This window comes from Arthrobacter sp. TJ-58 (genome assembly GCF_058269295.1).
This window is the reverse complement of the sequence record NZ_JBZCNM010000001.1, coordinates 622,378-636,175: the sequence shown is the minus strand read 5'-3', so window position 1 is coordinate 636,175 and position 13,798 is coordinate 622,378. Positions and strand designations below refer to the sequence as shown.

The window sequence follows — 13,798 nt, the reverse complement described above, 5'->3', positions numbered from 1 at the left end:
CAGGGTCGATTGTCCCCTCCACTAGAGCGGCCCGGGGCAGCGGCGTCAAAGACCGAATCCGCATCCGATCAATAGGTGTTCTCTATCCGGGGACGGCAGCGGCCTCGGGCCCCGCGGCGACGGCGAGGAAGGCCCGAGCGGCCGGGGTCAGGTCGGATGTGCGGCTGAGGGCGGAGACGTACAGGTACACGGCCGGTTCAAGGGCGGCTGTCCGCAGTCCCGCCTGCCGGGCCAGCGGAGCCCACGACGACGGCAGGACGGCGTGCCCCAGACCGGCCAGGACCAGCGGGAGGACCGAGGTCCGGTGCGCCACTTCAACGGCGATTTCCAGGTCAACGCCGTTCACCACCGCCTCATCGACCGCGCACCGCATCAGGGATCCGCGTTGTGAGACCACCATCCGCTGACCGGAGAGGTCCTCCCACGCCAGCACCGGTCTGCCGTTGCAGTCGTCGCCGTCGCCGTCGTCGTCCTTGTTCTTGCCCAACGCTGCGCTTTTGCCTTTGGGGAGGACGGCATGCGGATTGAGCACCAGAATCAGCGGCTGCCGGTCCAGCGGCAGCACATCGATGTCCGCCGCCCGGAAGGGCCGGTCCGAACCGAGCAGCCCAATCTCGGAACTTCCGTCGCGGACCGCCGCTACTACGTCATCGCGGGTGAAGGCCGCCTCAACGTTGACGGTGACCGTGGGATGGGTGCGTGCATAAGCCGCAATGATCGAGGTCAGCGGTTCAATCCCGGGCGAGGGCATGGCGATGACGTCCAGTCGTCCCCGGCGCATGCCCTTAAGCTCGTCGATGGCCGAGCGGGCGGCGTCGAGGTCGCGGACGACGACGCGCGCCGGGCCCACCAGTTCGCGGCCTGCCTCGCTGAGCACGACGTTGCGCCCCACCCGGTGAAAGAGCGGAACCCCCAAATCCCGTTCCAGGCTTTTGATGGTCTGCGACAGGGAAGGCTGGGCGATGAGCAGCCGCTCTGCTGCCCGTGTGAACCCCTGATGGTCCACTACGGCCAGGAAGTACTTCAGGTGCCTGACGTCCACGAAAGCTCCCTTGCATTCGGGTGAACGGATCCCGGGCGCGGATGCCGCCGCAATGCACTGGCTCCGTGCATTGGCCCCGTCCCATTGGTTTCGCCTATGGGGAAGTAGACAACAGGTTTTGGACGAAGCACAAGGGACTGGGCCATAGTGAACGCAATTCAACGAGGAAGGACTCCGACGTGTACACACAGCAGCCGGCTCCAACCGAAGATTCCGGGGCTCCGCAGCGCACGGATGTGCGTGCAGCGCTCCTGGGCGGGACCACCTTCCGCAGCCTGAGCGAACAGACACTCTCTCCGCGGGAGGAGAAGTTTGAACGCACCAGGCAAACCATCGGACTGTTCCTCGCCCCCGTCGTCGCCGTTGTTTTTGCCCTGCTGCCGCTGAATTTGGAATCGCAGCAGCATTTGCTGGCCGCGGTTCTGCTGGGCGTCATTGTCCTGTGGATCTGCGAACCGGTGCCCATCCCCATTGGCGGGCTGATTGGAGTCGCGGCGGTTGTGGTGCTGGGAGTGGCTCCGGCCAGTGCAGTCCTGGCACCCTTCGGATCCACCACCATCTTCACGTTTATTGGCGCTTTCATCCTGGCGCAGGCCATGCTCAAACATGGGATCGCCCAGCGCCTGGCCTTTGCCGTGCTGTCCGCTCCCGGCGTCGGCAAGTCCACGTACCGGGTGGTGATTGCCTTCGGCGTGATCACCTGCCTGCTCTCCGCCTTTGTCTCCAACACCGCCACGGTGGCCATGCTGATGCCCACCGCCCTGGGCGTACTGGTGGTGATTGCCCAGCTGATGCAGACCCGCGGCACGGTGAAAGCGGACTTCGATCCGCTGCGGCTGCGCATCGGTGCAGCCCTGCTGCTGATGCTCGCCTACGGAGCCAGCGTAGGCGGGCTGCTCACTCCGGTTGGCTCGCCGCCGAACCTGATCGGGCGGGGGCTCATTGAAGAGGCCACCGGGGTGCGGATTTCCTTTGCCCAGTGGATGGCCATCGCTGCGCCCGTCTGCCTGGCCATGTTCGTGGTGCTGGCACTGGTCATGCTGCTGCTGAACCGGCCCGAGATCCGCCGGCTGGAGGGCGTGGAGGAGTATGTGCGCGAACAGCGCGCGGCGCAGGGAAAGATGTCCCGGGCGGAGGTCAACACGCTGATCGCCTTCGGCGTGACGGTGACCCTGTGGCTGGCCCCCGCCGTCGCAAGCCTGATCGGAGGCACCGAGTCAGAAGCGTACATTTTTCTGGACGACCGTCTGGATGAGGGAATCGTTGCCGTGATCGGCGCGTCGCTGCTGTTCATCCTGCCGGTGGACTGGAAGCAGCGGCAGGCCACGCTGACCTGGGCAGATGCAGCGAAGATCGACTGGGGAACCATTCTGCTCTTCGGCACCGGAATCATCTTCGGTGCACTGCTTGCCGAAACCGGCCTGGCCGAAACCATCGGCCAGGGGGCCTCGGAGAACCTGAACATCACCAACATTGTGGCCATTACGGCCTTCTCCGCGATCCTGGCCATCCTGATCTCCGAAACCACGTCCAACACCGCCTCCGCCGCGGTGATCGTGCCCATTGTCATCCCCCTGTGCCAAGCCATCGGCGTCGATCCCTTTGTTCCGGCGCTGGCCGCCACCTTTGCCGCGTCCTTCGGGTTCATGCTGCCGGTCTCCACACCGCAGAACGCCATCGTTTACGGAACGGGAGCCGTGCCCATCACCCGGATGATCCGGACCGGGCTGTTCTTCGACATTCTGGGAGCCGTCCTGATCGTCACGATCGTGCCGGTGATGATCGCCGTCGTCGGGATCGGCGGTTAGCTCCCTGTTCCGCCCAGCCGGTGAGGTCCAGCAGGCGGGCCGCGACGACGGCGGCACTTGAGTTGTCGGTGTCGATCCGGTGCACCCAGCCGGGTGTGTCCCGGTCCAGGGCCGCTGCAGCGTCCCTGCTTCTCGACACGTGGTCCTGCAGCGTGCTGCCGGATTCGCGGGAGCCCAGCCGTTCGTCTGTGCACCCGTCGGAGGCGCGCAGGAGTACCGCGTGAATACGGGGGCTGTCCCCCATGGCCGCTGAGAGTTCAGCCGTTTCGCGCACGGCCACGGTGTTGGTGTAAATCAGGCGCCGGTAGCCGAGGGCCCGGTAATTGCGCCACATGGCGGCCAGGTTCACGGCGGCCAGTCCCTGCGGCCACGGGGAGGGCTCTTTCCAGGGCGCCGGATACGCCAGGTCGAGGTTGTCCCCTTCAATGACGGCGTGCCGGATCTCGTGGCGGGTGAGCAGCGCATGCAGTTCCAGGGCGGCGGCACTCTTGCCCACGCCCGACCGTCCGCCAATGAAAAGGACCTCGGATTCCGTCTGCAGGGACATGGCGTCCAAGCTATCAGCAGCAGCGGCAGACCGTTTGCCGGGCAGCTGCCGCAGCAGAGGAACTCACTTTGTCCGCAGGCATCCCGGTACTCCTGTTCTGCGTTTCCGGGCGACGGTGCCCGGCATTTCTCTTGCGGAGGAGCGGTTCAGCGAGAAAGACTTTTTTCACACGTCAGCCTTGAAAGGAACCGTCATGCCCCATGTCACTGTAGGGACCGAAAACACCGGCGACATCAACCTGTACTACCAGGACCAGGGGTCCGGCCAGCCCGTGCTGCTGATCCACGGATACCCGCTGGACGGCGATTCCTGGGAACGGCAGACCCGGGCCCTGCTGGGCGGCGGCTACCGGGTGATCACTTACGACCGCCGCGGCTTCGGGCGGTCAAGCCAGCCGAACACCGGCTACGACTATGACACTTTTGCCGATGATCTTGCCGCCATCATCAACGAACTGGACCTGCAGGACGTGGTGCTCGTGGGCTTTTCCATGGGAACGGGTGAGCTCGCCCGCTATGTTGGCCGGCACGGAACCGACCGGATCAGCGGCCTGGCCTTTCTGTCCTCGCTGGAACCGTTCCTGCTGCAGACCGATGACAATCCGACCGGGGTGCCGGCGGAGGTCTTTGAAGGCATCGCCACGGCTGCACAGGACGACCGCTTTGCCTGGTTCGACAATTTCTTCTCGGACTTCTACAACCTTTCGGAGAACCTGGGTACCCGCATCAGCGAGGAGGCTGTCCGGGGCAGCTGGAACGTGGCCGCGGGAAGTGCTCCGCGGGCCGCCTACGCCGTCGTGCCGTCCTGGCTCACCGATTTCCGCGACGACGTCGCCAAGGTCCGGGAATCAGGGCTTCCGGTAATGATCCTGCACGGTACGGAGGACAATATCCTGCCCATCGATGCGACCGGCCGGCCGTTCTCCGCGGCGTTGCCGGACGCCCGCTACCTTGAGGTGGAGGGCGCCCCGCACGGTTTGCTGTGGACGCACGCCGATGACGTCAACGCCGCACTGCTGGACTTCCTGAACAGCTGAGCCCTGTTATCCGGTGATCTTGTACTTTTCGCGGTCCTGTTCGTCCAGGATGACCTGCTCTTCAATCGTCATGGCGCTCCCGCCGCGGCTGACGGGCATCCACCAGGCCCCGGGTTCGGGCTTCACCGGATAAGTGTCGATGCAGTGGTCCATGCCGGCCTGCAGGGTTTTCTGCAGCATCTCGGTTTCCTCGGTCACCGAGGCGTCCGGGGCAACGCGCATCATGGGGCTGACATGGATACGGACCGGGTTCTTCCACACGGACTTCAGGCTCAGGCCGTGGCCCCCGCGGGTGAGCATGCGGTGGCTGCCCCACACGGAGACCGGAATGATCGGCACTCCCGCTTCGGCTGCCATGCGAACGGCACCGGTCTTGAGTTTGCGGACGCTGAAGCTGCGGCTGACACCGGCTTCGGGCAGCACCGCCAGGTATTCGCCGCGGCGCAGGGCTTCCACGGACTCGGCGTACGCGGCGGCGCCGTCGGACCGGTCAACGACGATGTGCTCGCACATCTCGCAGACAGCCTTGACGAACGGCTTGCGGGCTGCCTTCTTGGTGACCAGAAAGCGCATGTGCGCCCTGAGCTTCCTCCACACCAGGTACTCGGCGAAGGCAAAGTCCAGATAGCCGAAGTGGGTGATGGCCACGACCGCTCCTTTGCCGGGCACGGCGGTGCGCGTCAGGCCGCGGATTTCTTCATCGGTGGGAAGATTCTCCAGACCAGAGGGAATAACGGGAATCCGCAGGGCTTTGAAGGACAGGACTCCGGTCAGGACAATGCTGCGGTAGACGTACTTGTTGGGGGAAAACTTCAACGTCATCTCCTCGTCGGTAATCCGGACAGGACAATGATTCTATCCGGTCGGTGTCCGCTCCGTGGAACCGGTGGATAGCAGGTGACGGCTGCCTTTCGGCGGCCCGTGTCTGCCATCCGGGCGGCACGCACGGTTATCGTGGCGTATGGCCTGGCGAAACCTGACACGCGTGCGCGGAGGACGGAACCCTCTGCGCGCGTACCCGGTTTTCCTCGACGAAGCCCAGCGCCTCGATGCCCGGCTGGGAGAGGTCGATTGGGCTACTCCTCCGGCTGGCTCGGTTTCCCGCTCGTTCCAGGCGCCCAGCGGCTCACTGGCCATGCGGACCATGGGGGCTGAGACCGATCCGCCCGTTCTTTTGGTCCCCGGGGCGATGGGGTCTAAGGAGGACTTTGCGCTGATGATGCCGTTGCTGGCGGACGCGGGGTATTACGTCCTCAGCTATGACCTGGCCGGGCAGTATGAGTCGTCCTCCGCCGGGCCGGAGCATCTGAGCCCGCCGCAGAGTCATTACAGCTACGACCTGTTCGTGAAAGACCTCCTGGCTGTCCTCGAGTCCCTTTCCGGCGCAGCGCATGTCCTGGGCTACTCCTTTGCCGGGATTGTGGCGCAGATTGCCCTGCAGTGCCGCCCCGACCTCTTCCGTTCGCTGTGCCTGCTCAGCTGTCCCCCGGTTCCCGGCCAGAGTTTCCGCACCGTAAGCCGGGTGGGCAGGTTCAGTCCGCTGGTCAATGACAAGATGCATGCCGGGCTCATTGTGTGGGGCATTCGACGGAACTTTGTGGGGGTGCCGGCCGCACGCATGGAGTTCATCCGCCACCGCTTCGACTACACCCGCAAGGATTCACTTCAGGACATCGTGTCGCTGATGAAGCGCTCACCGGATCTGCGGCAAACCCTGGCTGCCGCTCCGCAGCCGAAGCTGGTGGCCGTGGGCCGGGCGGATGTGTGGCCGCTGTATCAGCACTATGCCTTTGCCCAGGCCATCGGTGCCGGTTTTGCCGTCTACGGAACCGGACACGGGCCGTGCGAGGACGCGCCGCACCAGCTCAGCCGTGATCTCCTGGCGCTCTACGAGTCGGCCCGCTAGAGGCGCGGGCACGACGGCGGGCCAGCGGCGGCTCCGCCCGAAAATCCAGGTCGAAGGTCTGCCAGGCCATGACCAGCCGGCGGCGCAGCCCGCTCCAGTCATCAAACGGCCGGGCGGAGACCCCCACGCGCAGGGTCGGGTCATACAGCACGGACATCCAGGGGCGAATCTGGTAACTCAAATCCAGATCATCATGGACCTGGGGCAGGTCGCGGTGGACGCGCTCGCGAAGCTGCTTCCACATGGGCGCGGACAGGGCAAAGTTGGATCCAAACAGGGGCGGGTGGCCCAGGAGCAGGCCGACGACGCGGATGTAGCCGCCAATGTAAATGGTTCGCCCAATCCACCTCGTGAGGCGGTTGCCGCCGTAAAAATCCCCGGGGCCGGTAACCGCAGTCATGGGCCCCTGCGCTGCGAGGATCTTTTCCACCCGTTCCAGCCAGTCCGGCGGCGGAACCGAGTCTGCATCCAGCCTGGCCAGGATGTCCCCGGCGGCGGCGTCGAACCCGGCAGCCGTCGCCCCGGCGATTCCCGGGACGTCCAGGGGCACCCGCCGCACCCCCGCCGCGGCGCAGACGGCGTCCGTCCCGTCCGTGCTGCCGTTGTCCACCACCACAATCTCCTCCGGCTGCCGGGTCTGCCGTTGAACGGCAGCCAAACAGGCCGACAGCATCGGTGCATCGTTCCGGGACGGGATAACCACCGAGATTGTAGGCATGGTGTCAGACTGTAGCGGCCTGCGGCCGCGGCGGAAATGCTCCGTGCCGCCGCGGCTGCGGTCCCGCCCTATTTAGTCCCGTGGCCCTGCTGATAGACATCGGGGATGCCGTCGCCGTCGTCGTCGGTGTTCTCTTCGGCTTCGACGGCGCGGTAATGGCGGTTGCGCGGCATCAGGACCAGGGAGGCCAGTAGTGCGGCCACAACGGAGGCGGTGAGGATCCCCACCTTGGCGTGGTCATTGGCAATGGTGCCGGAGCCGAAGCTGAGGTCCGCCACCAGCAGGGACACGGTGAAGCCGATGCCGGCGAGCACTGCCACGCCGAGCAGATCAATCCACTTGAAGGACGTGTCCAGCCGGGCCTTGGTCAGTTTTGTCAGCAGCCAGGTGGTGCCCAGGATGCCGATCGGCTTGCCCAGCACCAGGCCGGCAATGATGCCCAGGGAGATGGGGTCCGTCAGCGAGGACATAAAGCCGTCCCAGCCGCCCACGGCCACTCCGGCGGAGAAGAACGCAAAGACCGGTACCGCGAATCCGGCCGAGATGGGGCGGAACCGGTGCTCGAAGATTTCAGAAAGGCCGGGACCGGCTTCGGGTCCGCCGCTGGCCTGGCTGCGGATGACGGGAACGGCGAAGCCCAGCAGAACGCCGGCAACGGTCGCGTGGATGCCGGAGGAATGCACCAGGGCCCAAACGACGACGCCGATGGGCAGCAGGATGAACCAGGCGGCGGTTGCTTTCAGTCCGAAGAAGCGGCGGTACTTCTGTGCCAGGAAGGTGTAGAGGGCAAGGCCGGCAACGGCCAGGAGCAGCGGGGTGATCTTGAGTTCATCGGTGTAGAAGACAGCGATGATGGTGATGGCCAGCAGGTCATCCACCACAGCCAGGGTCAGCAGGAATATCCGCAGCGCCGAAGGCAGGTGAGAGCCGATAATGGCCAGGACGGCTACGGCGAAGGCGATGTCCGTGGCTGTGGGGACCGCCCAGCCGGTGAGGCTTTCGGGACTGCCGAGATTGATGACCGCGTAGATGGCGGCCGGAACCGCCACACCGCCGACGGCGGCAGCCACCGGCACGATCGCCTTGCTGATGTTGCGCAGGTCCCCTGCGACGAATTCGCGTTTAAGCTCCAGTCCCACCAGGAAGAAGAACACGGCGAGGAGTCCGTCCGCAGCCCACGCCCCCAGGCTCAGCTGCAGGTGCCAGGGTTCGTAGCCGATTTCGAAGTCCCGCAGCGCGAAGTAGCTGTCCGAAAGCGGCGAGTTGGCCCAGATGATGGCGAGGAGCGCTGCCGCCACCAGCAGCATGCCGCCAACGGTTTCCTTGCGCAGGATTTCGCTGATGCGAAGTTTTTCGCTGTAGCTGCCGCGGCTGAACAGGCGTCCGCCTTCAGCTGCCGCCTTCGGGGAATTATTGGGCTGCACGGGAATCTCCTGAAAATGCGGTCGACAATGTTATTGCCGACCAGACTTCCCGGCGCACCTTCGTTCCACCCTACGGGAAATGGGGAGTGTGCTCCAATCCGCTGCGGCTGCCGGGAACTGCAATATCAGCCGTTTCGACGGCGGCCCTCCCGCCGGCCAGACGGATGCAGCAGTCGGCCGTGGAAGCCCGGGCGACGTCGTGAGTGGACTGCAGGACCGTGACTCCCCTGCGCACTTCAGCCCGCAGCACCTCGTCAATCAGCCGCAGCGCCGACTGGTCCAGCCCGGCATCAGGTTCGTCGAGCAGCAGCACCGCGGAGTCCTGCGCCAGGCCCTGTGCCACCAGCGCACGCTGACGCTGGCCGCCGGAGAGTTCCCCGAGCGGACGATCCGCCAACTCCCGGATGCCCATTCGTTCCATGGCCTCCTCCACTGCCCGCCGATCCTTCGCCGTCGTTCTGCCGAGGAGTCCGGAGTGTGCCCACCGCCCCATGCCCACGGCGCCGTGCACGGTGATGGGAAAGGCATCGGGCACCGCCGAGCGTTGCACCACGAGCGCCGCCCGGCCGGGGATATGTGCCTGCACCCGGCCGGCATGGGGCTTGTGTACTCCCGCCAACAGGGACAGCAGAGTCGATTTGCCGGTCCCGTTGCCGCCGACCAGGGCGGTCAGTGCGCCTCGGGGAACAGCCAGGGACAGATCCGTGAACACTGCCCGGCCCCGGTATCCGAAGGCCACTGATTGAACGGTGAAGGCCCGCATGCATCTCCTCAGGTTTGCGTAAAAAGTCTTATTGCGATTGATTCTCATTATCTATTGTAGGGTTTCTCTCGTGATGACTTGGTTGCTTGAACCGTTTGCGGTGGTTTTTGTCCAACGGGCGCTGCTTGCCGGTGTGCTGGCGGCGGTGCTTTGTGCCGTGGCAGGCACCTGGATTGTGCTGCGGGGGATGGCATTCCTGGGTGATGCCATGTCGCACGGGATGCTGCCGGGTGTTGCTGCGGCAACGCTTCTGGGGGTCAATCCGCTGCTCGGAGCGGCAGCCAGCGCCGCGCTGATGGCTGCCGGCATGAGTGCGGCTGCCCGCAGCGGACGCATGTCCCAGGACACGGCCATCGGGATGCTCTTTGCCGGCATGCTCGCCTTGGGGGTCATCATCATTTCCCGCTCGGGATCCTTTGCAGTGGATCTGACCGGCATCCTCTTTGGCGACATCCTCGCCGTCCGGCCACGGGACCTGGCCGTCCTCGCCGCCGGCCTGCTGGTCACCGGTGTGCTGGCGCTGGCTTTCCACCGCGCCTTTGCCGCGGCTGCCTTCGACCTGCGCAAGGCACAGACTCTTGGCCTTCGCCCCGGCCTGGCGCACGGCGCCCTGATGGCTCTGATGATCATCGCGGTCTCTGTCTCGTTCCAGGTGGTCGGAACACTGCTGGTGTTCGGCCTGCTGGTTGCCCCGCCCGCAGCTGCACGGCTGTGGACCACCACGATTCCGGCGATGATGCTTCTCGCCGCAGCCATCGGAGCGGCGGCCGTTGCCGCCGGGCTCCTGATCTCCTGGCACGCCTCCACTGCCGCAGGAGCAAGCATCACGGCCGTGGCAGTCCTCGCTTTTTTCCTGTCCGCGGCCCTCCGGCCGCTGCTGGCCCGCGCGCCCCGCATCTGCGGAAGGAGCGACGACGGCGCCGGCATCCGCGCAGACCCAGCACCAGATCCCACATCAGTTCCCACTCCAGAAGTACTGCCCGTCCCCCGCCCCGACACAAGGAGCCACCCATGATGCATCATTCCGCCGCCCCCTCCCCGGCCCTTTTGCCGCCGCCTGGTCCTGCCCCTGGTTCTATCCGCCGCATCGCACAGGCGAGGATTAGCGGCGCAGTGTCCGCCCTGTCCGCCGCGGCCCTGCTGCTGACGGGGTGCATGGTGCCGGCAGGCAGCCCTGCGGAGTCCGCTTCTTCCGGTCCGCCGTTGAAAGGAAACCCGCACGGCTATGTTGCCGGCGCCGCGGAGGCTGCCGAACCCCAGGCGCGGCTGACCACGGTCAGCGCAGACGGGCATGTCAGCGTGACCGATCCGGCCGATGAATCGGTGACCGAACTGGGCAGGTTCCCGGGCGTGGAAGCGGCAACCGGCACCGGCCGCTTCGTCTTCCTGTCGAACCCGGAATACGGAACGGTCCACGTTGTGGATGCAGGGGGCTGGACCGTCAACCACGGAGACCACCGGCATTATTACTCCGCGGAGCCCCGCATGGTGGGAAGGATTACCGGCCCGGAGCCGGGGAGCATAGCGAGCAACAACGGCCGTTCCGCCGTGTTCTTCGGTGACGGCACCGTGGCCGTACTGGACCATGAAGACCTGGGCGCCGGCACCGTTGCCGAAACCCGTTTTACCGTAGCGGCGCACCGCGGGGTGGCCGTTCCCTTTGGGAATTCCTACCTTGTCTCGGTTGCCGAGCGGGGAGCGGAACGTGCCTCCGCCGTCGGGCTCTATTCCGCCGACGGTCAGCAGACCGGTATTACCGGAGCACGGTGTCCGGAACTTGAGGGACACGCAGTGACCCGCACGGGTGTTGTCTTCGGCTGTGCGGACGGAGCCCTGGTCATTACCGCCGGGAACTCCGGTGTTCCTGTGGCCCGGCACATCCCGTACCCGGCAGCAGGGGACGGTCCTGCCTTGGGCGTCGAGCGGGCACGCGCGTTTGACCACCGCCCCGGTTCCAACGAATTGGCTGCCGTGGCCGGAACCGCAGGGGCATGGCATTTTGACGCGGCCGCTGAAACCTGGCAGCTGCTGGCCACCCCCGAGCCGCTCGTGACAGCAGCAGCCGCAGGCGACGGCACCCGCGTCCTGGCGCTGGGGGCCAGCGGCACGCTCTTTGCCCTGACCACGGCCTCCGCCCCGGCGGGAAGCGCAGCAGACACCGGCCGGCACCTCCTGGCCGGCCCGATCACACCGGGCACCGTGCCTGATCTGGAGATTGACCCGGAACGCGCCTACATCAATGACGAACAGTCCGGATCCATCGTCGAGATCGACTATGCCGACGGCCTTCGGACCGCCCGCGAACTGGATCCCGGCCACCCCGCCCGCCTGATCGTGGAGACGGGACGATGAGGGCCGGCCGACTCCTGGCCGGCGTCCTCGCCGCATGCACGGCGCTTACGGGCTGTGCGGCGCTCGCCGGAACAGAGGAAAAACCGGGAACGATTGTCGTCACCACGAACATCCTGGGGGATCTGGTCTCCAACATCGTCGGCACTGAGGCCGATGTCGTGGTGCTCATGCAGCCGGGGGCAGATCCGCATTCCTTCGGCATCTCCGCGCAGCAGGCGGCCCAGCTGGAGTCAGCTGATCTTCCGATCTGCAACGGACTCGGGCTGGAAGAGGGAGTGCTGCGCCACGTCGGCGCCGCGGCGGACCAGGGTGTGCCCGTCCTTGCGGTCGCTGACGCCCTGGACCCGTTGCCGTTCGCGGCCGAAACCGGTGCCGGAGACGGTGCTGCCGACATGCCGGACCCGCACTTCTGGACCGATCCGCAGCGCGTATCAGACGCGGTTGACCTGATCGCCGACGCCGTCACCGCCAATGTTCCGTCCACGGATCCGGACACGGTCCGGGAAAACGCAGCGGTGTACGGCGACCGGATCGATGAACTCGATGCCCGGATGGAATCCTCCTTCTCCCGCATCCCCGCGCAGCGGCGACAGCTCGTCACCAACCACCACGTCTTTGGCTACCTCGCATCCCGGTTTGGCTTCACCGTCACGGGGGCTGCCATTCCCGGCGGCACCACTTTGGCCTCCCCCAGCTCTTCCGACCTGGATGAGCTCGCGGGGAAGATCCGGGCGGCCGCCGTGCCGGCCATCTTCATTGACTCGTCGCAGCCGGACCGCCTGGCCCAGGTGCTGGCCCAGGAGGCGGGGCTGGACGTCGCCGTCGTCGGCCTCTTTACCGAATCCCTCGGCGTCCCCGGCTCCGGCGCCGAGACCTACCTGGACATGATGCGCACCAACACCGAGCGCATCACTGCCGCGCTCACCAGCTGACCCTCATCTGCACCGCTCACTGTTTTGACCCAACCGAAAGAAGGAACCATGAATACCCGCACCCTTTCCCGCCTGGCAACGCTCTGCGTTGCTGCGCTCCTGCTTGGCGGCTGCGCGGCACAGCGCTCCGATGAAACCGCAGCCGCGGATCCCTCGGATACGCATCAGGGGGCCGCGGCCGCCGATGCATCACCGCGGCTGGTAACCACCTACGACGGCGGCGTCTCTGTCCTTGACGCCGAGACGCTGCAGGTACTGGCCGAGTTCGAGATGGACGGCTTCAACCGCGTCAATCCCGCCGGTGACGGCCGCCATGTCATTATCTCCACCGCCGATGCCTTCAAGGTTCTGGACACCGGGGCCTGGACTGAAGACGACGGCGCCCGCCATGTTGCCGAACCGGTGCTGACCGGCATTGAGTTCACTGCCAATAAACCGGGGCACGTGGTGCACCATGCCGGCCGGACCGTTCTTTTCAGCGACGGCACGGGCATAGTGGAATCCTTCGCAACCGACGATCTGGCCGGAGGCAGGCCGGAGACCGAAATCCACACTGCAGCGCAGGCCCATCACGGAGTTGCTGTGGAGCTGGCAAACGGAGAGCTGGTCCTCACCCTCGGAAACGATGAGCAGCGCCCGGGAATTGCGGTCCTCGATGCGGACCGCGGCGAAATCCTCCGCAACGAGGACTGCCCCGGAGTGCACGGGGAAGCCACTGCAGCGAATGAAGCCGTGGTGATTGGTTGCGAGACCGGCGTCCTGGTCTACGCCGACGGAGCCATCACCAAGATCTCCAGCCCGGATGCCTACGGCAGGATCGGCAACCAGGCCGGGTCGGAGGAATCACCGGTGACCCTGGGAGACTACAAATCCGATCCCGATGCCGAATTGGAACGGCCGCAGCGGATCTCACTGATCAACACCGCCACCAAGCAGCTGCAGCTCGTGGATTTGGGCACCAGCTACAGCTTCAGGTCACTGGCGCGCGGTCCGCACGGCGAAGCCTTGGTGCTGGGCACCGACGGCGCGCTGCACAGCATCGATCCTGACAGCGGTGAGATCACGGCGAGCACCCCGGTCATTGCTGCGTGGGAAGAGCCGCTGGAATGGCAGCAGCCGCGGCCCACGCTGACCGTGGTTGACCACACTGCGTACGTCACGGATCCCGCCGGCAACACCATCTCAGCCGTGGACATTGAGTCCGGAACTGTCACCGGAAGCGGTGTGCTGGAGCACACCCCCAACGAGCTGACCGGGGTTACCGGCTAAC

At 65.8% G+C, this 13,798-nt stretch carries 13 protein-coding genes; 7 read left to right on the top strand and 6 right to left on the bottom strand.

Annotated features, from left to right (window positions below; all coding sequences use genetic code 11):
• Positions 1–82: 82 nt before the first annotated feature.
• Positions 83–1,042, bottom strand: coding sequence for a LysR family transcriptional regulator (locus tag AC4D2W_RS02965; protein WP_490925420.1), 960 nt, complete (start codon positions 1,040–1,042; stop codon positions 83–85).
• Between the two features lie 179 nt (positions 1,043–1,221).
• Here AC4D2W_RS02965 and AC4D2W_RS02960 point away from each other — a divergent pair, with 179 nt between their 5' ends.
• Positions 1,222–2,850 carry an SLC13 family permease gene (locus tag AC4D2W_RS02960; RefSeq protein WP_490925419.1) on the top strand — a complete coding sequence of 543 codons (1,629 nt, stop codon included), beginning with the start codon at positions 1,222–1,224 and terminating at the stop codon, positions 2,848–2,850.
• On the opposite strand, the gene AC4D2W_RS02955 is transcribed toward AC4D2W_RS02960, so the two are convergent.
• On the bottom strand, positions 2,804–3,397 hold the full coding sequence (locus tag AC4D2W_RS02955) for an ATPase (RefSeq protein WP_490925418.1): 594 nt from the start codon (positions 3,395–3,397) through the stop codon (positions 2,804–2,806). The genes AC4D2W_RS02960 and AC4D2W_RS02955 overlap by 47 nt on opposite strands.
• A 193-nt stretch (positions 3,398–3,590) precedes the next feature.
• On the opposite strand from AC4D2W_RS02955, the gene AC4D2W_RS02950 reads away from it, so the two are divergent.
• A complete protein-coding gene (locus tag AC4D2W_RS02950; protein ID WP_490925417.1) occupies positions 3,591–4,433 on the top strand; it encodes an alpha/beta fold hydrolase in 843 nt (280 codons plus the stop codon).
• A 6-nt stretch (positions 4,434–4,439) separates the two neighbouring features.
• On the opposite strand, the gene AC4D2W_RS02945 is transcribed toward AC4D2W_RS02950, so the two are convergent.
• The gene (locus tag AC4D2W_RS02945) at positions 4,440–5,255 is read right to left on the bottom strand and encodes a lysophospholipid acyltransferase family protein (protein ID WP_490925416.1); all 816 of its coding nucleotides are present in this window, start codon (positions 5,253–5,255) and stop codon (positions 4,440–4,442) included.
• 139 nt (positions 5,256–5,394) lie between these two features.
• On the opposite strand from AC4D2W_RS02945, the gene AC4D2W_RS02940 reads away from it, so the two are divergent.
• Positions 5,395–6,339, top strand: a complete 945-nt coding sequence (locus AC4D2W_RS02940) for an alpha/beta fold hydrolase (RefSeq protein ID WP_490925415.1) — start codon at positions 5,395–5,397, stop codon at positions 6,337–6,339.
• On the opposite strand, the gene AC4D2W_RS02935 is transcribed toward AC4D2W_RS02940, so the two are convergent.
• The 3 genes from AC4D2W_RS02935 to aztA form a co-directional block, all read right to left on the bottom strand.
• Positions 6,299–7,057, bottom strand: coding sequence for a glycosyltransferase family 2 protein (locus AC4D2W_RS02935; RefSeq protein WP_490925414.1), 759 nt, complete (start codon positions 7,055–7,057; stop codon positions 6,299–6,301). The genes AC4D2W_RS02940 and AC4D2W_RS02935 overlap by 41 nt on opposite strands.
• Positions 7,058–7,125: 68 nt before the next feature.
• Positions 7,126–8,481 carry a Na+/H+ antiporter NhaA gene (nhaA, locus tag AC4D2W_RS02930; RefSeq protein WP_490925413.1) on the bottom strand — a complete coding sequence of 452 codons (1,356 nt, stop codon included), beginning with the start codon at positions 8,479–8,481 and terminating at the stop codon, positions 7,126–7,128.
• A 70-nt stretch (positions 8,482–8,551) separates the two neighbouring features.
• The gene (aztA, locus tag AC4D2W_RS02925) at positions 8,552–9,244 is read right to left on the bottom strand and encodes a zinc ABC transporter ATP-binding protein AztA (RefSeq protein ID WP_490925412.1); all 693 of its coding nucleotides are present in this window, start codon (positions 9,242–9,244) and stop codon (positions 8,552–8,554) included.
• Between the two features lie 73 nt (positions 9,245–9,317).
• Between aztA and aztB the strand changes: the two genes are divergently transcribed.
• From aztB to aztD, 4 genes are all read left to right on the top strand, one after another.
• Complete coding sequence (gene aztB / locus AC4D2W_RS02920; protein WP_490925411.1) at positions 9,318–10,259, top strand: zinc ABC transporter permease AztB; 942 nt, start codon at positions 9,318–9,320, stop codon at positions 10,257–10,259.
• Positions 10,260–10,357: 98 nt separating this feature from the next.
• A complete protein-coding gene (locus AC4D2W_RS02915) occupies positions 10,358–11,596 on the top strand; it encodes a hypothetical protein (protein WP_490925410.1) in 1,239 nt (412 codons plus the stop codon).
• The gene (aztC, locus tag AC4D2W_RS02910; RefSeq protein WP_490925409.1) at positions 11,593–12,528 is read left to right on the top strand and encodes a zinc ABC transporter substrate-binding protein AztC; all 936 of its coding nucleotides are present in this window, start codon (positions 11,593–11,595) and stop codon (positions 12,526–12,528) included. The genes AC4D2W_RS02915 and aztC overlap by 4 nt, the downstream gene beginning before the upstream one ends.
• Positions 12,529–12,576: 48 nt before the next feature.
• Complete coding sequence (aztD, locus tag AC4D2W_RS02905) at positions 12,577–13,797, top strand: zinc metallochaperone AztD (RefSeq protein ID WP_490925408.1); 1,221 nt, start codon at positions 12,577–12,579, stop codon at positions 13,795–13,797.
• The last annotated feature ends 1 nt before the right edge of the window (position 13,798 follow it).